Consider the following 21,061-nt stretch of genomic DNA (forward strand, 5'->3'; position numbering starts at 1 on the left):
CTTACCGTTGGCGGGTAGCCTGGCGTGGCAGGCTCCGCTGAGGAAAGGCTTTCGTGGTGATCCACTCAATCGACCCCAGGACCGGTGAGTCCTTCGGAGATCCCTTCCCCCTCACCTCGGACGACGAGGTGGACGCGAGCGTTGCGGCGGCTCTCGCGGCCGGGCCCGCCTGGCGTTCCGCGGACCGGGCGGCGACGCTGGAGGCGGTGGCGGCGGCGCTGGAGGGAGGCGTCGAGGAGCTCTGGCGGGCCGCCGACGCGGAGACCGCGCTCGGGGAGACCAGGCTGCGCGGGGAGGTGGCGCGGGCCGCCGGTCAGTTCCGGCTCTTCGCCCAGGTGCTGCGGGACGGCGGGCACGTGGAGGCGGTGATCGACCACGCGACGGCCCAGCCGCCGGTCCCCGACCTGCGGCGGATGAACCACCCGCTGCCCGGCGTGGCCGGGGTCTTCGCGGCGAGCAACTTCCCCTTCGCCTTCTCGGTCGCGGGCGGCGACACGGCCTCCGCGCTGGCCGCCGGATGCCCGGTGGTGGTCAAGGCCCACGACGGGCACCCCGGCACGTCGGAGCTGTCCTGGCGGATCATCCGAGGCGCCCTGCCCGACCCGGCGCTGCTCGGTCTGGTCCGCGGGCTCGACGCGGGGAAGCGGCTCGCCCGGCACCCGTCCGTCGCGGCCGTCGGGTTCACCGGCTCCATCCCCGGTGGCAAGGCGATCCAGGCGCTCATCGCCGAGCGGCCCGACCCCATCCCGTTCTACGGCGAGCTGGGCAGCGTCAACCCCGTCGTCGTGCTGCCCTCGGCCGCCCGCGACGGCCTCGCCCAGGGGTTCGCCGCCTCGCTCACCCTCGGCACCGGGCAGTTCTGCACCAACCCCGGGCTGGTGTTCGTCCCCGACGACGCCGACCTCCTGGCGTCCATCTCCAAGGCGGTCTCCGAGACCGTGGGCGGGCCGATGCTCACCGAGCGGATGCAGGGGGGTTTCCAGCACGGGCTGGCCAGGCTCGGCAGGCTCACCCCGCTCGCCGAGGGGAAGCCGGGTGAGGGGGCGTTCGCGGTGACCCCGCAGGTGTTCGTCACCGACCTGGCGACGTTCGCCGCCGACCTGCCCGATCTCGTGGAGGAGTGCTTCGGTCCGGCCGCCGTCGTGGTCGTCTACGCCGATGTCGCCGACCTGCCACCCGTACTGGAGCGGCTGGACGGCTCGCTCACCGCGACGGTCCACGCGACCGACCCCGCCGAGGCGCGCGAGAGCGCCGAGGTGCTGCTCGGGAAGGCGGGACGGCTGATCTGGAACGGCTGGCCGACCGGGGTGGCGGTCCGCTGGGCGATGCACCACGGCGGTCCCTGGCCCGCGAGCACGGCCGCCGCCCACACCTCGGTCGGCGCCGCCGCGATCCGCAGGTGGCTGGTGCCCACCGCCTACCAGGACTGGCCCGCCGAGCTCCTGCCGCCGGAGCTGCGCGACGACAACCCCCTCGGCATCCCCCGCCGGGTCGACGGAGTCCTCGTGGAGGGGCACGCCTGACGCCTCCCGCCGGTCCCTGGACCCGCCGGAGAGGCGCCCTGTTGCGGCGTGCCCCGCCACCGGCCTCGCCGATGCCTCTTCGGCGGGCCGGCTCTACCGGCCCGGGGGAGAACCCGAGGACCGGACGGCTCGTGAACGACGGGCCGTCCGGGGCCGCGGTGCCGGGCCGACGTGTTCTCAGCCGATCTCGCCGACCCCCGCGTGCCGGGAGACCGAACGCTGCACCGACGAGGCCGGGTCGATCCCGGTGTGCAGGGCCGGGGTCCAGCCCGCGTCCGCGCCGAGGTCGGGGTCGTGGGCGGCGTTGTAGACGGAGACGAGGTCGACCGGGGAGACCTTGCCCCCGACGCGGAGCAGGTTCCCCCGCGCGGTGAGGGCGGTGCCGCCCCAGTCGTAGAGGAGACTCGACGGGGCGACCGCCCGGCTCAGCCGGAAGAGGTTGTTCTCGGCGAAGATCTGCGACTGCACGCCCACGCCGAGGGCGTACTCGAAGGTCGAGGCGTCGGGGATCTCGTAGTAGTTGTTGTAGACGTGCACCTGGCCGAAGCGCACGCGCGGGAGCCGCTGGAGCACGTTCTCGAAGTGGTTGTGGTGCAGGGTGACGTTCAGCTTGCCCGTGTCGTTCGCCGGGTTGTTGGTGGAGCCGATCAGCATCGTCTTGTCGTGGCCGGAGAAGCGGTTCCAGGAGGCCGTGACGAAGTCGGAGGCGTGGGTGATGTCGAGCTGCCCGTCGTGCACCTGGTAGGGCCTGCCGAAACGCAACGGCTGCTTCGAGTCCGGGTTGTCGCCGTCGGTGAAGGTGTTGTGGTCCACCCACACGTGCGTCGAGCCGGTCACCGAGATGTTGTCGTACAGGGAGTTCCAGTTGCCCTCGGCGCCGTCGGTCGGGGTCCACTTGGGGAAGCAGTCGGCGGTGTCATCGAAGAGGATGTTGCGGATGATGACGTTGTCGACCTTGTCGACGTGCAGGTTCACGCCGCGGATCCGCGCGTTCTTGCCGAGGCCGACGATGGTGGTGTTGGAGCCGACCTTGAGCCTGATGTTCGCGCTCTGCCTCGCGGCCGAGGCGACCCGCGCGTCCTCCAGCGGGCCCGAGGGGTCGCTCTCCCTGCCCCACACCGCCGGGTCGTACGCGGCGAGATAGCCCTCCAGGGTGTAGCCGCCGGTCGCGTAGTCGGCGCAGGTCCTGTCGGTGTCGATCGTCCCCTTCACATAGATGATCTTTGGTGAGGGGGCGGCGAGCGCGGTGGCCAGTTCGGTGCGGGTGGAGACGGTGTGCACGTTCGACGCGGGCGCCGCGGCTCCACCGGTGGTGCCGGAGCCCTCGGCGGCCCAGCCGTCGTTCGCGGGCAGGGTCTGGCGGCCCAGGTCCGGCCTGCGCCCGGCGGCCTTCGACTCCGACTCCGACGGGGTGGTGGTCTCGGGGGCGCCGGTACTCAAGGAGGTGGCGGACGCGGCAGGGGCGGAGAGGACCGCCAGGGACAGCAGGGCGGTGAGCGCGACGGCTCGTTTCATGGTCTTCCTTCACGAGGTCAGGTGGGAGGGACGCTGCGGGGCAGGGCGGAAGGCGCGTACGGCCCCGGGGTTTTTCCGGATACTGGAGCGGGCGCGCCCAGGTCAGGGGTGGGCACGTCCGCTCCAGGGCACCCGCAGTTCCGAGTAGAGCGCGAGCCGTTCCGCGCTCGCCGCCGTCACCTCGGCGATCCTGGGCAGCACCCGGCGCTCGTCGCCGACCTCCTGGAACACGTCCGGTATGGCGAGTGGCTCCGGCGCGAGCCGTACCGCCTCCAGGACGCGCATGAAACCCGCGGTCCTCTCCAGCGGTACGAGCAGCTCGGCGCCGTCGCGGAGGTGGGCGACGAGGTTCTCCAGCAGGTCGGTCCTGGGGTGGACGACCGAGGTCCCCGCGAACTCGACCCGGTCCTCGGTGTAGGTCAGCCGGATCCGCCCCCTCTCGCCGTGCACGATGAGGTACGGCTCGTGCCGCCGGTCCGCGCACAGCGAGGCCGCGACCGTCACCGTCGTCCCGTCGTCCATCCGCATCCGCGCGCACGAGGTGTCGTCCGCCTCGATCGCGTTGGCCCGGTAGAGCTCGACCTCGACGTTCTCCACCGCCGCGCCGGAGACGGCGAGCGCGGTCGCGGTGGCGTGCGCGAGCGGGTTGGTGAGAACGCCGTCGCCCGTGGGAGCGCCGCCGGCCTCGCGCCTGCCCGCCCACGGCACCCGGTCGTAGTAGGAGTAGGGGCGCTCCCACGCGCCCGCCGCGCCGATCCCGGTGACCCTGCCGATCGTTCCCTCGGCGACCATCCGCCGGATCGCGGGGATCGCCTCGGAGCCCAGGCTCTGGAATCCCACCTGGCAGGCGAGCCCTGTCTCCCCGGCCACCGCGACGATCCGCAGGTAGTCGGCGTACGTGGCGGCGGGCGGCTTCTCCAGCAGCACGTGCGACCCGGCGCGCAGCGCCTTCTCCGCCAGCTCGGCGTGGGTGTGAATGGGGGTGCACAGGATCGTCACCTCGGCGCCGGTACGTCCGACCAGCTCCACCAGGTCGTCGGAGAACTCCGCGCTCTCGGGCAGGTCGTCGACCGGCCGCACGTCGCACACCCCGGCGAGCCTCACCAGCCCGGCCTCGGCCAGCCGCCGCACGTTCGACAGATGCCACCAGCCGTGCCCGTGCGCTCCGGCGAGCACCACGCGAACCGGTTCCATTACGCCATCTCCCATCGCGGTCCCGGGCCCCGGCATCCTGCAACCGGTTGCAAGAAACATTGATGACATCCGCGATTAACGTCAAGGGCCCAATTTAGTAAGACGCTTCCCATCTGCGGGTTTTTCGAGATTTCCTATCGCCAGGGCGACGCGAGCCCTCACATATCGTTTGGCAGACCGCTCGATCCCGGCGTTGACAGTCGCGCAACCGCTTGCACTAATGTGCTTCAAGGCCCCATGGTGGGCCAGGGCGAAGGAGCACGGTGGCAGCGACGATCAGGGATGTGGCACGGGCGTCGGGAGTGCACGTCTCGACGGTGTCCCGCACCTTCTCCGCACCGCACCTGGTGAACGCCGAGACCCGCAACCGCGTGCTCGCCGTCGCCGAGGAGCTCGGCTACCGGCCCAACCGTGCCGCGCGGGCGCTCACCACCGGCAGGACCCACAACATCGGCCTCATCGTCGCCGACATCTCCAACCCGTTCTTCCCGCCACTGATCAAGTCCGCCCAGGCGCAGGCGAGGGCCCGCGACTACCACGTGTTCGTGGCCGACACCGACGAGGACCCGCTGGTCGAGGAGGAGCTGATCCAGACGCTCGCCAAGCAGGTCGACGGGGTCCTGCTCTGCAGTCCCAGGTTGTCCAACCGGGTCATAGAGCGCCTCCGCGCCGACGTGCCGTTCGTGGTCGTGAACCGCAGGGTGAGAGGCATGCCGACGATCCTGATGGACGTCGGCCAGGGCGCCCGCCTCGCGATCGAGCACCTGATGCGGCTCGGCCACCGCAGGATCGCCCTGCTCCTGGGGCCGGCCGGCTCGTGGACCAGCGGTGAGATGCGCGCCGCCGCGACCGCGACGGACGGCGTCGAGCTGGTGATCCTCGGCCCGAACGCGCCCACCGAGCAGGGCGGCCTCGCCGTCGCCGCCGAGGTGATCTCCGCCGGGGTGACGGGCGTGCTCGCCTACAACGACCTGGTGGCCATCGGCCTCATCGAGGGCCTGTACGAACGCGGCGTACGCGTCCCGGACGAGGTCAGCGTGGTCGGCGTCGACGACATCGTTCCCGGGCGGCTGAACCGCCCCAAACTGACCACCGTGGCCATGCCCACGGCCGCCGCCGGGCGGATGGCCGTGGACCTGCTGCTGCAGTCGTTCGACGCCGGCGCCACCCCCACCCTGGCCACCCTGGACACCAGCCTGGTCGTCCGTGAATCCACCGGAGAGGCACGCAAATGAGCTTCGGAACCACCCCGTCGGGCGAGCGAGTCGAACGGCACGTGCTGTCGAACGGGCCGATGCGCGCCGCGATCCTCAGCTACGGGGCGATCCTGCAGTCGCTGGAGGTCTCCGGCGTCGACGTGGTCCTCGGCTACGACGACCTCGGCGACTACCTGACGCGCAGCCGCTACTTCGGCGCGGTGGTCGGCCGGTACGGCAACCGCATCGCGGGCGGACGCTTCACCCTCGACGGCCGCGACCACGAGCTGCCGATCAACAACGGCCCCAACAGCCTGCACGGCGGGCCGCACGGCTTCGACACCCGGGTCTGGCGGATCACCCACGCCTCGGACACCGCCGTGACCCTGGAGTACGTGAGCCCGGACGGTGAGGAGGGCTACCCCGGCACGCTCACCGTCGCGGTCACCTACACGCTGACCGCCGACGCGATCCGGATGGACTATCGCGCGGCCACCGACGCGCCGACCGTGCTGAACCTCACCAACCACTCCTACTTCAACCTCGCCGGGGGCGGCGACGTTCTCAAGCACGTGGTCCGTATCGACGCCGACCACTACCTGCCGGTCGACGCCACGCAGATCCCGACCGGGGAGATCGCCCCGGTCGCCGGGACCCCGTTCGACTTCACCTCGCCGCGCGAGATCGGCGAGCGGATCGCCGACCCGCTGCTCGGGGACGGCTACGACCACTGCTACGTCCTGCGCGGTGGCATGGAGGTCCGCGAACCCGCGGGCGGGCTCACGATGGAGGTCACCACCACCGAGCCGGGCGTGCAGTTCTACACGGGCAACTTCCTGGACGGCGTCGCCACCGCGTACGCGAAGCACGCGGGCCTGTGCCTGGAGACCCAGCACTTCCCCGACTCGCCCAACCAGCCCGGCTTCCCCTCGACGGTCCTGCGTCCCGGCGAGCGGTTCGAGTCCACCACCACCTACCGCTTCACCTGACGGACACCGGGACCCTCGGAAGGTCCGGGCGGGGAAGTCCTTCCGAGGGTTCGGGACTCATGTCCCGCCAGAGGATCCTCGGCGGGCCGGAGAGCGAGGGCGGAGGAGGCCGAGGCGGGGTCGCCCCGCTCAGGCCTTGGCCGCGGCGCTCTCGCCGCCGAAGGCCGCGACGGCTCCCAGACCGAGATAGACGAAGCCGCTGGTGACGTCCAGGCGGCGGCGGGCACGGGCCGAGCGGCGCAGGCGGCCCGCCACGGCCGAGGAGAGCAGGGCGAAGGCGCCGTCGCTCGCGATGCCGAGCGCCGTCCAGATCAGGCCGAGCAGCACGATCTGCGGGGCGATCGGTCCGGCCTGCGGGTCGACGAACTGCGGCAGGAAGGCGAGGAAGAAGATCGCGGTCTTCGGGTTGAGCACGTTGACCACGAAGCCCTCCCAGAACATCCGGGACCTCGTCGCCGTCTTCGGTTCGAAGGAGTCCTCCCCGTTCGAGCGGGTCATGAGCTTGCGCACGCCCAGCCAGACGAGGTAGGCGGCACCGAGATACTTGACGATCATGAATCCGGTCGACGAGGCCGCGAGCAGGGCACTGACGCCCAGGGCGGCGGCGGCCACGTGGACCAGCGAGCCGAGGTGGATGCCGAGCACCGATATCAGTCCGGCGGACCGGCCCTGGGCGACACTGCGGGTCACGATGTAGAGGACCGCGGGTCCCGGCACGAGCAGCAGGGCGAGGGTCGCGGCGGCGAAGAGCGCGAGTGTGGACAAATCCGGCATAGCCGGATCGTAGAGGCATCGACTTCCCCGGCGCCTCGCATTTTCACCGTCGGTCCGCTCCGCGCGGACCCCGCCCGGAGCAGACCGTTGTTCGGTTCCGCGCGGACCCCGCCCGGAGCAGATAGCCCAGCAGGACGGCCGTACCGGCCAGAGCCTGGGCGGCGAGGAAACCGGCGAGGGAGGAGGGGTGGAGACCCAGGGCGAGCGTCAGCGGCAGGCACCCGAGCACCGCGAGATCCACGCCGGTCAAACCCCAGACGAGCGGGCCTGTCGGTATCGCCCCTCCTCCCGTCTCGATGACCGGCATGGAGTGGTCGATCGGGTTCCGGCGGGCCATCCGCAACCCTCCGGCGGCCAGCGCGGGGGCCGCGAGCGGTCCGAAGAGCCACCACGGGCCCGTCCCGAGCGCGCCCGTCAGGGACATGAAGGCGAGGGCGACGGTCAGCCAGCCGCCGCCCAGCAGCGCCGGCAACAGCGACCTGGCGGCCAGAGCCGCGCGGGCGCCGACCCCGAGGAGCCGGGCCAGAGCCGGATTGTCGCCGTCGCGGCGCGCGCCCGAGATGCCCGCCGTCGCGGCGGTCAGCGCCCCGGCGAACACGACTCCCGTCACCACCGCGCCGACCTCACCGGCCGCGAGCGCTGCCAGCGCGGGTAGCGCCGTCCCCCCGAGCAGGGTGGCCAGGCGGCCAGGGCGCCGTCCAAGGCGACGCCAGTCCTGCCAGGCCAGGGCGAGCGGTGCGGGCAGCGACGGCCAGGGACGCGAGCGCAGGGTGCGCCCCCGCCAGTGGTTGTCCTCGGCGATCCAGGTCAGGGCCGACGGGTCCATGCCGACGGCGGCGGTGCCCACGTGGCCCGCCCGGGTGGAGGCGGAGAGCACGGCCCTGGCCGGGATCCCGGCCAGGGCCGACCACGCACGCCACCCGAGCAGGGCGGCCGACACGGCGGCGAGGGCGGCCACCGCCGCGCCGTGCGACGCGGGCACGTTCGCGATCTCGGCCACGAAACGCCGCGTCGGGCCGCTCGCCGCGGACAGCGCCGCCACCGCGGCCAGCAGAGCGGTCACCACGACGACCGCGTTCGACCACGGCTGCCAGCTCTGCGACGACTGGGCGAGTACGGTCAGCGCCACGCCGCCCACACTCGCCGAGACCCCCAGGATCACCGCGATGGCCAGCCGCAGCGCGAGCAGGTCCGGCGCGCCGAGGACGGCGAGCGCACCCACCCCGAGCGCGACCCCGGCCAGGACGGACCCCACCAGGAGAATCGTCGCCGTCCGGCCCAGCACGCCACGGCGGTGCAGCGGGGACAACAGCAGCCAGGCGGCGTCGGCGGCCGGCAGCGCGACGGGACCGATCGCGCGGGCGGCGAGGAGAAGGCCGGCGTAGGCGAGCATGACCAGGGCGAGGCCGGCTCCCGCTCGCCACGGGTCCGCCTGCCGGGAGAGCGAGGCGAGCGCGGAGGAGAACGGCTGGGCCAGCACCACGAGCAGCATCGCGAGGCCGAACAGCCGCACGTAGCGGTCCAGCCAGCTCACGGGGGCGCCGCGGCGCGTTCCGACGAAGGCGCGGACGCTCCGGACCGTGGCCGTGCCCTGGTCCACGTCCACACCCGGCGCCGTGTTCACGACCATGCCCGCTCCTGGTCCGTGTCGGCACCCGGCGCCGCGTTCACACCGGTGCGTACTCCCTGGTCGGTGTCGGCACCCGGCGCCGTGTTCACAGCCGCGCTCACAGCTGTGTTCGCAACCGTGTCCGCGTCCCGTTCCGCGTTCGCGCCCGGCACCGTGGTCATGTCGCGTTCCGCGTTCACGATCGGCTCGTCGCCTGTCCGGCCTGCAGCACGACCTGGCGGGCCCGGGTGTTCTCGGCGAGCCGGTGGTCGTGGGTCGCCATGACCACCGTGCCGCCGGCGCCCGCGTAGTCCGTGAGGATCGTGGCCAGGCGCTCGCGGAACGCCTCGTCGAGCCCGCGCTCCGGCTCGTCCAGGAGTAGCAGCCTGCTCGGCCTGAGCAGGGCGGCCGCGAGTGAGAGCCGCTGCCGCTGGCCGGTGGAGAGGGCCTGCGGCGACGCGTCGGCCCGCTCCCGAAGGTCGAACGACTCCAGCGCCGCCTCGACCTCCAGCCGGGCCGGAGCGTGGACGGCGTACGTCAGCTCCAGGTGCTCGCGTACCGTCAGCCCCGGATACCAGGCCGGTTCGTCCCCGACCAGGGCGACGTCACGCCAGAAGCCGGCGTCGTCCCTCGGCGGGCCGCCCAGGACGCGCAACGCGCCGGAGGGCGTGGGGTGCAGCCCCGCCAGGCAGCGCAGCAGCGTCGATTTTCCCGCGCCGTTCGCGCCGATCACGGCGATGACCTCGCCGGGGGCCGCCGTCAGGCCGATGTCGCGGAGCACGGGGTTGCCGCCGAGTTCCACGCTGAGACCGCTCACCGTGATGATCGCTGTGGACACCGTTCGAGCCTAGCCACTGCCGACTCCGCGCGGGCAGGCCGTCGTGACCCGTGGCGGCCTGCCCGCGCGTTCGGCCGGGGATCGATCACGGGTGGCTACGGGGACCCACCGCCGCCCCCGCCGCCACCGAGGTCACCGAGGTGAGGGCGCTGAGCAGGGCGGTGGTGGCCGGGGGGTCGGGGGGCTCGCCGTAGGTGGCGGCGTAGACGTGGCGGGTCGAGCCGGGAAGCTCGACCGTGGTGATCTTCGGATGCCGGTGGGCGTGCAGGGCGAGTCCCGGCAGGGCGCTCACCCCCACCCCGGCGGCGACGAGGGCCTGGACAGCGACGACGTCGTCGGTGGTGAAGGCGATCTCCGGCTCGAAGCCCGCCCTGGCGCACAGCTCCAGCAGGTGACTGCGGCACCGGTCGCAGCCGCCGATCCACCGGGAGTCGCGGTACGAGATCAGCTCGCCGACCGGACCGGAGGTGATGAGGTAGCTGGGATCGTCCAGCAGGGGGAGCAGCCGGATCCCGTCGGCCTCGGGGGCGGTGTCGTCGTAGCGGAAGATGACCGCCACGTCCACGTATCCGGCCTTGAGCATGCGCAGCGCGTCGGGAGGCTCGGTCTCGGTCAGCCGCAGCTCCAGGCCGGGGTGTGTCCCGGCGAGGGCGGCGGCGGCCTCGGGCACGAAGGTTCCCAGGGCGGAGGGGAAGGCCGCCAGCCTGACCCGTCCGGCGCGCAGGCCAACGTGCGCCGACAGCTCGGCGGACGCGGAGTCGAGACGACCGATGATCTCGATGGCCCGTTCGGCGAGCAGACGGCCCGCCTCGGTCAGCCGGATGCCCCGGCCGGCCCGCTGGATCAGCTTGGCCCCGGTCTCGGCCTCGAGCTTCGCGAGATGGTGGCTCACCGACGGCTGGGAGTAGTGCAACTCCCTCGCCGCCGCGGTCACCGAGCCGTGCCGGGACACCGCAGCGAGGACGCGAAGTCGCACGATATCGAGCATGTATCAACTTTATCTATGAATAACGGGAAAGATGGGCATTAGACGTTATGGATCCCCCGGAGCATCCTTGAGGCATGACAACCTTGACGCTCACCCGCCCGGGCCTGGCCGAGTTGGTCGCGGGGGTCCGGGAACTCGCCGACCCGTCCGCCGACCCTCGGGCGACGGCCTTCGCCGTGGCGGCGCTGCTGCGTGAACGGCTGCCGTCCCCCGAGATCCTCACCGAGGAGGAGCGCCTCGGCGACCCCGACCACTACGTCGGCCACACCCTGCACACCGAGGACGCCTTCTCGGTCGTGGCCGTGGTCTGGCGGCCGGGCCAGAAGACCGTGATCCACGACCACATCGCGTGGTGCGTGTTCGGTGTGCTGCAGGGCGTGGAGTACGAGACCCTCTACCGCGACCACGGCGACCACCTCACCGAGATCGGCAGGACCGCCAACCGGACCGGCGAGGTGAGCGGTTTCGCCCCGCCCGGTGACATCCACCGCGTCCACAACACGGGCGACGAGACGGCCATTTCGCTTCACGTCTACGGTGCCGACCTCGGCGACGCCCCCACCAGCGTCCGCCGCGTCTACGATCTGCCCGTCCGCTGAACGAATCCCGCGTTCCTCTTCTTCCGGGGAACGGGGTGATGGATCCGGGGGAATCCCGGTGGCCCTCCTCGCTGAGCGGGTGACGGGCGCGCGTGAATCCCGCCTCCCCTGCCGGTGAACGGGGTGACGGACCCGGCGCAGGGACCGCTGTCGCCTACTTCTCGACTTCGGGCTTCCCGTCCGGGTGCAGGCTCTTCCTGATCGCGTCCAGACGGGCGGCGCCCTCGGCGTCGATGGCGGCGCGCTCGACCTCGATCATGCGGGCCTCGACGGACCCCGAGGTCAGCTCGGCCTCACCCAGGGCACGGGCGTAGCGCTTCTCGATCTTGTCGCGGACCTCGTCCATGGTGGGAGTGTCGCCGGCCGGGGTGAGGCCCGACAGATCGGCCATCGCCCTGTTGAGCTCCTCCTGCACCTTGGCCTGGTCGAGCTGGGAGAGCAGGCGCATCCGCTCGGCGATCTTCTTCTGCAGGGCCATCGCGTTGGTCTCGACCGCGGCACGTGCCTGGGCCGAGGCTCCCGCTGCCCGTTCGTGCGCCAGCCGCGACTCCTGCTGCGCGCCCTCGGCCGCCACCAGGCGCGAGGCGAAGGCGCGGGCCGAGTCCTCGTACGACAGGGCCTTGCTCTCGTCGCCCGCGGCCCGGCTCTGCTCGGCGAGCAGGAGGGCCTGGCGGGCGTTGGCCTGGAGCCGCTCGGTCTCCTCCACCGAACGGGCGAGCCTCATCTCCAGCTCACGCTCGTTTCCGATCACCGCCGCGGCCTGCTGGCTCAGCCGCCGGTGCTGCTCCTTGGCCTCCGCGATGGCCTGCTCGATCTGGACCCGAGGGTCGGACAGCTCGTCCAGCCGCCCGGAGAGGGCGAAGACCAGGTAGCGCCAGGCCCTACGGATGACCTTGAACATGGGGGACTCCTTATCGATCCAGCGCGTCGCGCGTGATCTGTTCGGTTTCGTGGAGGCCCTGGCGGACTCCTTCGAGGGTGTCGGCGAGCTCGTCCAGCACCCGCAGTGGCTCCAGCGGCCCGTTCGCCGACACCGCGGACAACTCCACCAGCCGGGCGAGGAGCCCTTCGATGCCGATCGCGCTCGACTCCATCCTGGCGAGCACCCGCTGCCGGGTCGCGGAGAGCCGCTCGACGACGGCCCGCTGGGAGTCCAGCGAGGCGAGGGCACGGTCGAGGTCCTCGGCCAGGCCGGGCCCCGCCTCCTGCCGGGCCCGCGCCAGCCTGGCCCGCTCGTGCCCGAGCATCTCCAGGTCGAACCTGGCCAGCGCGGTACCGGTGAGCGAGGCCTGCTCGGCCAGCCGCTCCAGCGTGGCCGTCGAGTCGTCCACCTGGGGACGCATCAGCGCGACCCTTTCGGCGAGCGGGCCGCGCTCCATCGAGGCGCTCAGCTCGCCGAACCCGTGCGCGGCGGATCCGGCCCGGGTGAGCCAGTACTCCTCCTGGCTGCCGGGGGTGACGGCGGGCCGGTCGCGGTCCCCGCGCTCCGACAACGCCGAGATCCCGGCCTTGGTCAGCCAGACGACGACACCGACGAACCCAGCGGCGATCGGGTGCACGCTGACGGCCCACGCGGCGCCGCCGGCGGTCGCGCCCAGCAGCAGCCCCCACGGGTCCTTGAGTTCGTCGACGAAGCGCGCCATCAGAAGTTGGATACCACCGCGGTGAACACCTGGTCGATACTTCCCGGCTCGCGAGAGTCGTACGCGGCGGCGGCGGTCGCCTCGGAGATCTGCTTCAGCACGTCGAGGTCGGCGTCCTGGCCGTAGGCGATGGTGAACATCCGCACCGTCTCCTGACCGGTCTCGGTACGCAGGTCGGGGAGCAGGTTCTCCAAAGAGAGGCTCTCGGGGTCCTCGTTCTTGCCGTCGGTCAGGAAGACCACCGCGTTGATCGCGTCACCGCCGCGCAGCCTGCGCACCCGCTCGTGGGCGGCGAGGGCGGTGTCGTACAGGCCGGTGCCGCCGTCGGGGGTGAGGCCCTCCAGCCTGGCGCGCAGCTTCTCGCGCTGGGCCTTGTCGACGGCGGAGAGCGGGGCCAGCTCCAGGTGGTCCTTGTCGCCGTCACGCTTGGTGGAGAACATCCACAGCCCGACCTTGTCGTGCGCGGAGAACTGGGGCAGCGAGTTGATCGCGGCCTGCTTGGCGAGGTCGAGCTTGCTCTTGCCGGTTCCGGGCACGGTGGCGCCCATCGAGCCGGAGACGTCGATGACGATGAGGACGTTCGCGGGCTTGCGCAGGTCGGCCCAGCCGGTGAGCACCTTGTCGAGCACGTTCGGCGCGGGCGGGCTGAGGGTCGTCCTCGGCTCGGCGGGCAGCAGCCCGTTCGCCTGGGTGATCAGCTTGCCCGGCTTGCCCTCGTGGGAGCGGAAGGCGAACTCGGCGAACCGGTCCTGCTGCTCGGGGGCCTGCAGGTGGGCGAGGAAGTCGGCCGCCACCGCCCGCTTGGCGTCGTCGACCCACGGGGCGCTCAGCACCGCGTACGGGTTGTCGGAGTAGAGCGTGCCCTCCTTGGGATAGATCGCCGCGAGCGGCACCTTGGGCTTGGCGTGCTTGCCCAGCGTCGCGGGGTCACCGGTCGGGTTGCCCTGGTTGTAGTCCCAGACCGACTTCTCCTCCACCGCGACCGCGGAGATGTAGCTCAGTCCCGCACCCGCGTCGTCGGCCCGCTGCAGGTTGGACAGGAACGTCAGCGTCGTGTCGCCGTAGTGCACGATCGAACGTTCCACGTCCCGGACGAAGTCCCTGGTCCTGGCGTCGGCCACGTTCTTCTCCGACAGGTCGCCCGACAGGCCGGTCGCCGCGAAGTAGGCGCCGATCGTGGCGTTCAGGCCGCTGGTGGAGAAGTTGGGGTTGGTCTTGCCGAGCTTGAAACTCCCCCACTCGGGGTGGTCGTACTTCGCCCACGATCCGGCCGACACGGCGAGCACGTCGGACCAGCCGAGCTTCTTGTCCGGCCAGCCCAGCGCCTGGGCCATCGGCATGGGCATCGCGACGACCAGCGGCGTCTTGGCGATCGACGGGTTGTCGGCGGCGACGAGGGAGGCGGAGTCGTTTCCGGTGGCGCGCTGCTGGAGCAGGGTGATCCAGCCGCTGCTGGCGGGCGACCACACGTCGGGGCGGGGGCCGTCCTGGCGTTCGTCCCAGCCCCTGGCCAGCGCCTGCATCGCGCCGCCGCTCGCCTTGGTCTCGATGACGACGTCGGCGCAGCGCCCTTGCACGGTCTTGCCGTTGTAGTCGGAGGCGATCGTCCGAAGCAGCTCGGCCTTCTCCGACGAGGCGGCGACGGTGAGGGTGACGCCGTCGTCGCACGTCTTGGACTGCTCGCCGGTCTTCGGCGCCCCCGACGTCCCTGACGACCCTGACGCCCCCGACCTTCCGGGTTCGTTTCCGCCGACGAAGATCCGCAGGGCGACGATCAGAGCTCCGGCGAGAATGATCGCGACGATGAACGGCGCGAAGTTCCTACGCCGGCGCTGCGGTTGCTGGTACAACCCTGCCTCCTGGGGGGATGTCTGTACTTATCCGACGAACGAACCGCCCCGAGAGTTCTCCGCGACCGGAGTTCGTCGCGGGCGCGGCAGCGGGCAGGGGGAGGGAACGCTCCGCGACCGGAGACGCGAGCCCCGGAGAAACAGGGGTGCCCGTACGCCAAGGGCACTCCCGGTAAGCACCGGAAGTGCCCGATGGATGTCGGCCGCCGGACCGCCGCGGAGGCGTACAGCCTGTCAGATCGCGATGGAGGCGTACAGCCTTCAGACCGCCGCGGAGGCGTACTCCTGGAGGAAAAGCGCCTCGGCGGTGGCGGTGCGGCGCAGCTCCTCGATGTTCACCCGCTCGTTGGGGGCGTGGATCGCCGCGTCGTCGTCCTCGGCGCCGAAGAGCAGGATCGTGGCGGCGGGGAACTGCCTGACGAAGGTGGAGACGAGCGGGATCGAGCCACCGGCGCCGACGTCGCGCGGGGGGCGGCCGAAGGCGCGCTCCATGGCCCGGTTCAGCGCGGAGCGGGCCGCGCCACCGGTGTCGGCGAGGTAGCCGGAGCCCATGGTGTAGTCGCCGACCTCCACCTGGACACCCCAGGGGGCGACCTGCCGCAGGAAGTCGACGACGGCCTCGACGGTCGTCTTCGGGTCGCCGGCCGGGGGAACCCGTACGGTCACCCGGGCCCTCGCGACGGCCTGCACCGCGTTGATCGCACCGGAGACCGTCGGCACGTCCAGGCCGGTGACCGTGATCGCGTACGAGGCCCACAGGCGGTCGGCGAGCGAGCCGGAACCGACCGTGGAGACGCCGTCGAGCACGCCCGCGGTGACGCGGAACTCCTCCTCCGACGGGCCCGAGCCGAGGAAGCTGCCACGAGGCAGGCCGGGCACGCGGATGTCGCCGTGGTCGTCGTGCAGGGCGGCGAGCATCCGGATCAGCGCGGCGAGGGCGTCGGGGGCGGCGCCGCCGAACGAGCCGCTGTGCAGCGACTCCTTGAGGGTGCGCACCTCGACGGTGAAGGCGCCGGTGCCGCGCAGCGAGGTCGTCACCGCGGGGTCGCCGACGCGGGGGTTGCCGGTGTCGGCGACCACGATCGCGTCGGCGCGGAACAGCTCGGGGTTCTGCTCGACGAAGGCCTCCAGGCGCTCGCCCGCGTACTCCTCCTGGCCCTCGACGATGACCTTGACGCCGACCGGGAAGCGCCCCTGGAAGGCGCGGAGCGCCGCGACGTGGGAGATGACGCCCGACTTGTCGTCGGCCGCGCCACGGCCGTAGATCGCGCCGTCGATCTCCGTCGGCTCGAAGGGCGGGGTGCGCCAGAGTGCGAGGTCGCCGGTGGGCTGCACGTCGTAGTGCGCGTACAGGAGCACGGTCGGCGCACCTGGCGGGGCGGGGGCCTCGGCGTAGACGGCGGGGTAACTGCCCTCGACGGGGATCTGCCGGACGTGCGGCAGGCCGGTGCTGCGCAGCAGTTCCTCGGTCACGGCGGCGGCCGCGTGCACGGGCTCCTCGGGGTGGCCGGGAAAGGCCACCGAGGGGATGGAGACGAGCCGCTTGAGGTCGGCCACCGCCTGGGGCAGGCCGGTGGCGACGGCGTTCTCGATCTCGTCAGGAGTCACGACTTTCCCCCGCATCTCAATATCTGGTGCGTCCTATTGGATCACAGCCGTGAGTACGGCCGCTCTCGCGCACGATTCCAGCACATCAGGGTTCCGCCAAGTGGAACCGGGGTTTGGGTAATGATCGGCCCGCCATCTCATCTGATCGCGGATTTCGTCGTTGTTACATGACGGTTTTGCGGATTCCGAGGTTCTCGCACTTTAATGCCACGTTTTCACTTGGCAAGCGCTGTTCTGGCAGGCAGACTGTTGGAAGCCCAGCTCAACGAGGGAAGATCGCGATGACGCACCCTGAAAACACCGACGTGACCTCGCTCATGAAGGCCGCCCAGGACAACCTGTGGATGCACTTCACCCGGCACAGCTCGTACGAGGGTGCCGAGGTGCCGATGATCGTGCGGGGCGAGGGCTCCTACATCTACGACGTGCACGGCAAGCGCTACCTCGACGGACTCGCGGGGCTCTTCGTGGTCCAGGCGGGGCACGGCCGCAGCGAGCTGGCCGAGGCCGCCGCCAAGCAGGCCCAGGAGCTGGCGTTCTTCCCGTTGTGGTCGTACGCGCACCCCAAGGCCGTCGAGCTGGCCCAGCGGCTCGCCGCGGAGACCCCCGGCGACCTCAACCGGGTCTTCTTCACCACCGGCGGCGGCGAGGCCGTCGAGACCGCGTGGAAACTCGCCAAGCAGTACTTCAAGATCACCGGCAGGCCGCTCAAGCACAAGGTCATCAGCCGCCAGATCGCCTACCACGGCACCCCGCAGGGCGCCCTGTCGATCACCGGCATCCCGGCCTTCAAGCAGATGTTCGAGCCGCTGGTCCCGGGTTCCGTCAGGGTGCCCAACACCAACCACTACCGCGCCGACGAGATCACCGGCATGCCCGGCATGACGCCCGAGCAGTACGGCTACTGGGCCGCCGAGCGCGTCGCCCGCGCCATCGAGATGGAGGGCCCCGACACCGTGGCCGCCGTCTTCGTCGAGCCGGTGCAGAACGCGGGCGGCTGCTTCCCGCCGCCCCCCGGATACTTCCAGCGCCTGCGCGAGATCTGCGACGAGTACGACGTCCTGCTCGTCTCGGACGAGGTCATCTGCGCCTTCGGCCGCCTCGGCACCATGTTCGGCGGGCAGAAGTTCGACTACGTGCCCGACATCATCACCTGCGCCAAGGGCATGACCAGCGGTTACTCGCCGATCGGCGCCATGATCGCCTCCGACCGCCTCTTCGAGCCGTTCAAGAACGGCACCGAGATGTTCGCCCACGGCTACACCTTCGGTGGACACCCGGTGTCCTCGGCCGTCGCGCTGGCCAACCTCGACCTGTTCGAGCGGGAGGACCTGCTCGGCCACGTCACCCGCAACGAGCCGGTCTTCCGCTCCACCCTGGAGCGTCTGCGCGACCTGCCGATCGTCGGCGACGTGCGCGGCTCCGGCTACTTCTGGGGCATCGAGCTCGTCAAGGACAAGGCGACCAAGGAGACCTTCAACACCGAGGAGTCCGAGCGCCTCATCAGGGGCTTCCTCTCCGGCGCCCTCTACGAGGCGGGCCTGTACTGCCGCGCCGACGACCGGGGCGACCCCGTCATCCAGCTCGCCCCGCCGCTCATCTGCGGGCCGAAGGAGTTCGACGAGATCGAGTCCATCCTCCGCTCGGTGCTGACGGAGGCGTGGAGCCGCCTCTGAGCGCGCACGTCCGCGCCTTCCGGGCGCCGGATCCGCCGGAGTGACCCGCGCCGCACCCGCACAGACCTCGGTGCCACTCCGTTGAACAAGGAAAGGAAATCCCATGAAGATCGGCGTGCCTGCCGAGGTCAAGAACCACGAGTACCGCGTCGCCGCGACCCCGGCGGGCGTGCACGAGCTTGTCCGCCACGGCCACGACGTCTACATCCAGCGCGACGCGGGCCTCGGCTCGCACCTCACCGACGAGGAGTACCTCTTCGCCGGCGCCAAGATCCTCGACACCGCGGACGAGGTGTGGGACCAGGCCGAGATGATCCTCAAGGTGAAGGAGCCCATCGCGGAGGAGTACCACCGCATGCGCCCCGGCCAGGTGCTCTTCACCTACCTGCACCTCGCGGCGGGCCGCGAGTGCACCGAGGCCCTCCTTGAGCGCGAGGTCACCGGCATCGCGTACGAGACCGTCCAGGTCGGCAACACCCTGCCGCTGCTCGCCCCGATGTCCGAGGTCGCGGGCCGGCTCGCCCCGCAGGTCGGCGCCTACAACCTCATGCGCTTCAACGGCGGGCGCGGCGTGCTGCCCGGCGGCGTGCCCGGTGTGGCGCCCGCCAAGGTCGTCGTCATCGGCGCGGGCGTCTCCGGGCTCAACGCCGCGCAGATCGCGGTCGGCATGGGCGCCGACGTCACCGTCCTCGACCTCAACGTCGACCGCCTGCGTTTCATCGACGCCATCTACCAGGGCCGTCTCAAGACCCTCGTCTCGACCTCGTACGCGATCGAGAAGGAGGTTCTGGAGGCCGACCTCGTCATCGGCGCGGTGCTGATCCCCGGAGCCAAGGCCCCGACCCTCGTCTCCAACGAACTGGTCTCCCGGATGAAGCCGGGCTCCGTGCTCGTCGACATCGCGATCGACCAGGGCGGCTGCTTCGAGGACTCCCGCCCGACCACGCACGCCGAGCCGACCTACCAGGTCCACAACTCGATCTTCTACTGCGTGGCCAACATGCCGGGGTCCGTCGCCAACACCTCCACCTACGCGCTGACCAACGCCACGCTGCCCTACGCGGTCAAGCTGGCCGGCCTGGGCTGGAAGGAAGCGCTCCAGCAGGACGCCTCCCTCGCGCCGGGTCTCAACACCCACGCGGGACGGCTCACCAACGAGCAGGTCGCCATCGCCCTCGAACTGCCGTACGTGCCGGTCTCCGAGGTCATCGCCGCCTGAGCCGGATCCCGCACGTCCCGCGCGGTCAGGGTGCGGGACGTGCGGGATCCACAGGTCCGGCCGGACCGGTTCGTGAGAGGCGGCCGACGCCGCTCACGGTGATCGGTACCGACCGCAGGGCAGGATCGGTGCCGGTCGCGATGATCGGCCGGAGCGCAGGGCAGGGCCGGTGCCGATCACGGTGAGCAGCCGGAGCACGGGACACGATCGGTGCCGATCACGGTGACAGAGCCGAGCGCAGGGCGCGGGCGGTGATCAGGACGTGCTCGATCTCCGCCGGGGTCGGCCAGGGGACGCCACCGGGACGCAACAGCGCGGCCCGTACGGCGGCCAGGTGCTCGACCGCGCCCAACGGCAGCCCGCTCCGCTCGGCCAGCCACGCCGTGACGTCGGTGTGGTCGCGCAACGGCCGGGTGACGAGATCCCAGGTGCCGAGGATCTCGGTCAGGTCGGCGATCCTCAGGGTGGCGCCACCCCGCCGGGCGACGGCGGCCGCGGCCAGCTCGGCGCGGGCGACGAGCTCCGGCTCGGCGGTCCGGCCCCACGGGGGAGAGGGCGGGTCGGACAGCCACCGCTCCGCCTCGCGGGAGAACCCCGCGGCCGACAGCAGCGCGGCCAGCTCGACCGCGGCCCGGTGGTGCCCGGCCTGTGCCGCCTGGCGGAACCAGTGCTGACCGCCCTGCAGGTCGCTGTGCTCGGCGATGAGCAGCAGGCCGAAATTGAAGGCGGCCTCCGGGTCGCCGCTCGCCGCGGCCCGGCTGAACCAGTGGCCGGCCCCCTGCGCGTCGCTCATCTCCACGCACACGAACCCGGCCGTTCGCTGGTCGTCGATCCTGCCGGTGCAGGCCGCCCGCTCGAACCAGGCACGCGCGGTACGCAGGTCACCGAGGGAGAGCGCGATCCCGCCCAGTTGGGACGCGGCACCGGGGTGCTCGTGCCTGGCGGCCAGCCGGAAGAACGCCTCCGCCCCCTCGGGATCGAGATTGGCCTGCAGGAACAGCCCGAGATGGTAGGCCGCGTCGGCATGACCGTTCCTGGCGGCCGACTCCCACCAGCGCAGCGCCTCGTCCTCCTCCCCGGCGGCGTAGGCGAGGAAGCCGAGATCGTGGGCCGAGGCGAGGTCGCCGTCCATCGCGGCCCTGCGATGCCACTCCACGGCGGCCTTCACCTCGCCGCCGTCCTCGCAGAGCAGCGCGAGCCGCCTGGCCGCCGCCCGGGAGCCCGCCCCGGCCGCCGTCTCGAACCACCGCCGGGCGGCGGGGACGTCGCCGTGCTGGTCCAGCAGGAGGGTCGCCAGGTTCACCGCCGCCTCGACGTCTCCGGCGTTCGCCGCCAGCTCGTACCACCTCGCGGCCTCCGCGGGGGTGCCGTGTTTCTCGTGCCAGATGCCCAGGTTGTAGGCGCTGTCGAGGTTTCCCGCGGCCGCCGCGCGCTCCCACCAGTGCCGCGCCGCCGAACGGTCACCGCACTGGGCGAAGTGGCGGCCGAGCAGGTGGGCGGCCTGCACGTCGCCGCCGTGCGCGGCGAGCAGCAACTCCGTCTCGCCGTCCATGTCGTTCTCGTGCTCGGTGCCGCGGGGGGTGGGTATCAGCCCCGCGGTCGTCTCCGGGTCGTCAGGCCACCCCATGATCACACTCCTCGCCGACGGCGCCCAACCGACAGATCACAGGGTGACACGTAAGCACTCCGTGACGGAGGGTAATCGCGGACTTTCGCTCGACACCCCGCCTCCCGGTCCGCTCCGGTGCTCGGACGAGGCGTACGAATCCCGCCCGCACGCCTGTCGGGTCATCGGGGTGCCACGTCCGGTGAGTGTGGACGAACGCCTCCCGGCCGAGGT

Annotated in this window: 18 protein-coding genes; 6 read left to right on the top strand and 12 right to left on the bottom strand. The window is 71.7% G+C overall.

From position 1 onward, the window contains the following. Positions 1–53 precede the first annotated feature (53 nt). On the top strand, positions 54–1,523 hold the full coding sequence (locus ABT352_RS21105; RefSeq protein WP_350946560.1) for an aldehyde dehydrogenase family protein: 1,470 nt from the start codon (positions 54–56) through the stop codon (positions 1,521–1,523). A gap of 177 nt (positions 1,524–1,700) precedes the next feature. On the opposite strand, the gene ABT352_RS21110 is transcribed toward ABT352_RS21105, so the two are convergent. Both ABT352_RS21110 and ABT352_RS21115 read right to left on the bottom strand, forming a co-directional pair. Continuing rightward, on the bottom strand, positions 1,701–3,038 hold the full coding sequence (locus ABT352_RS21110; protein WP_350946561.1) for a pectate lyase family protein: 1,338 nt from the start codon (positions 3,036–3,038) through the stop codon (positions 1,701–1,703). 102 nt (positions 3,039–3,140) lie between these two features. After that, positions 3,141–4,232: a Gfo/Idh/MocA family protein gene (locus ABT352_RS21115; RefSeq protein WP_350946562.1), complete on the bottom strand. Its 1,092-nt coding sequence runs from the start codon at positions 4,230–4,232 to the stop codon at positions 3,141–3,143. Between the two features lie 263 nt (positions 4,233–4,495). Between ABT352_RS21115 and ABT352_RS21120 the strand changes: the two genes are divergently transcribed. Both ABT352_RS21120 and ABT352_RS21125 read left to right on the top strand, forming a co-directional pair. Then, on the top strand, positions 4,496–5,467 hold the full coding sequence (locus tag ABT352_RS21120; RefSeq protein ID WP_350946563.1) for a LacI family DNA-binding transcriptional regulator: 972 nt from the start codon (positions 4,496–4,498) through the stop codon (positions 5,465–5,467). Then, positions 5,464–6,417: an aldose epimerase family protein gene (locus tag ABT352_RS21125; protein WP_350946564.1), complete on the top strand. Its 954-nt coding sequence runs from the start codon at positions 5,464–5,466 to the stop codon at positions 6,415–6,417. Before ABT352_RS21120 ends, ABT352_RS21125 begins: the two co-directional genes overlap by 4 nt. Positions 6,418–6,546: 129 nt before the next feature. Here ABT352_RS21125 and ABT352_RS21130 read toward each other — a convergent pair whose 3' ends face one another. From ABT352_RS21130 to ABT352_RS21150, 5 genes are all read right to left on the bottom strand, one after another. Further along, the gene (locus tag ABT352_RS21130; protein ID WP_350946565.1) at positions 6,547–7,191 is read right to left on the bottom strand and encodes a LysE family translocator; all 645 of its coding nucleotides are present in this window, start codon (positions 7,189–7,191) and stop codon (positions 6,547–6,549) included. Positions 7,192–7,234: 43 nt separating this feature from the next. Continuing rightward, positions 7,235–8,821, bottom strand: coding sequence for a DUF6297 family protein (locus ABT352_RS21135; protein ID WP_350946566.1), 1,587 nt, complete (start codon positions 8,819–8,821; stop codon positions 7,235–7,237). Continuing rightward, a complete protein-coding gene (locus ABT352_RS21140) occupies positions 8,812–9,000 on the bottom strand; it encodes a hypothetical protein (RefSeq protein ID WP_350946567.1) in 189 nt (62 codons plus the stop codon). Before ABT352_RS21140 ends, ABT352_RS21135 begins: the two co-directional genes overlap by 10 nt. Further along, on the bottom strand, positions 8,997–9,638 hold the full coding sequence (gene ccmA / locus ABT352_RS21145; protein WP_350946568.1) for a heme ABC exporter ATP-binding protein CcmA: 642 nt from the start codon (positions 9,636–9,638) through the stop codon (positions 8,997–8,999). The genes ABT352_RS21140 and ccmA overlap by 4 nt, the downstream gene beginning before the upstream one ends. Before the next feature lie 85 nt (positions 9,639–9,723). Then, complete coding sequence (locus tag ABT352_RS21150) at positions 9,724–10,626, bottom strand: LysR family transcriptional regulator (RefSeq protein ID WP_350946569.1); 903 nt, start codon at positions 10,624–10,626, stop codon at positions 9,724–9,726. A gap of 74 nt (positions 10,627–10,700) precedes the next feature. Between ABT352_RS21150 and ABT352_RS21155 the strand changes: the two genes are divergently transcribed. Next, positions 10,701–11,225, top strand: coding sequence for a cysteine dioxygenase family protein (locus tag ABT352_RS21155; RefSeq protein WP_350946570.1), 525 nt, complete (start codon positions 10,701–10,703; stop codon positions 11,223–11,225). A gap of 154 nt (positions 11,226–11,379) precedes the next feature. Here the strand turns inward: ABT352_RS21155 and ABT352_RS21160 are convergent, their stop codons facing one another. The 4 genes from ABT352_RS21160 to ABT352_RS21175 all read right to left on the bottom strand — a co-directional run bounded on the left by ABT352_RS21160 (position 11,380) and on the right by ABT352_RS21175 (position 16,326). Beyond that, positions 11,380–12,126 (bottom strand): PspA/IM30 family protein, encoded by a 747-nt coding sequence (locus ABT352_RS21160; RefSeq protein ID WP_350946571.1) that lies wholly within the window; start codon positions 12,124–12,126, stop codon positions 11,380–11,382. 10 nt (positions 12,127–12,136) lie between these two features. After that, positions 12,137–12,868 (bottom strand): hypothetical protein, encoded by a 732-nt coding sequence (locus ABT352_RS21165; RefSeq protein WP_350946572.1) that lies wholly within the window; start codon positions 12,866–12,868, stop codon positions 12,137–12,139. Next, a complete protein-coding gene (locus ABT352_RS21170) occupies positions 12,868–14,718 on the bottom strand; it encodes a substrate-binding and VWA domain-containing protein (protein WP_350946573.1) in 1,851 nt (616 codons plus the stop codon). The genes ABT352_RS21165 and ABT352_RS21170 overlap by 1 nt, the downstream gene beginning before the upstream one ends. A 261-nt stretch (positions 14,719–14,979) precedes the next feature. Next, on the bottom strand, positions 14,980–16,326 hold the full coding sequence (locus ABT352_RS21175) for a M20/M25/M40 family metallo-hydrolase (RefSeq protein ID WP_350946574.1): 1,347 nt from the start codon (positions 16,324–16,326) through the stop codon (positions 14,980–14,982). A 281-nt stretch (positions 16,327–16,607) separates the two neighbouring features. Here ABT352_RS21175 and ABT352_RS21180 point away from each other — a divergent pair, with 281 nt between their 5' ends. Together ABT352_RS21180 and ald are read left to right on the top strand one after the other, a co-directional pair. Continuing rightward, positions 16,608–18,002, top strand: a complete 1,395-nt coding sequence (locus ABT352_RS21180) for an aspartate aminotransferase family protein (protein WP_350946575.1) — start codon at positions 16,608–16,610, stop codon at positions 18,000–18,002. Positions 18,003–18,105: 103 nt separating this feature from the next. Beyond that, positions 18,106–19,221 (top strand): alanine dehydrogenase, encoded by a 1,116-nt coding sequence (gene ald, locus ABT352_RS21185; protein ID WP_350946576.1) that lies wholly within the window; start codon positions 18,106–18,108, stop codon positions 19,219–19,221. Between the two features lie 217 nt (positions 19,222–19,438). Here the strand turns inward: ald and ABT352_RS21190 are convergent, their stop codons facing one another. Continuing rightward, positions 19,439–20,848 carry a tetratricopeptide repeat protein gene (locus ABT352_RS21190; RefSeq protein WP_350946577.1) on the bottom strand — a complete coding sequence of 470 codons (1,410 nt, stop codon included), beginning with the start codon at positions 20,846–20,848 and terminating at the stop codon, positions 19,439–19,441. Between the last annotated feature and the right edge of the window lie 213 nt (positions 20,849–21,061).

Origin of the sequence: Streptosporangium sp. NPDC000563 (assembly GCF_040299985.1) — a bacterium.
Classification (GTDB): Bacteria; Actinomycetota; Actinomycetes; order Streptosporangiales; family Streptosporangiaceae; genus Streptosporangium.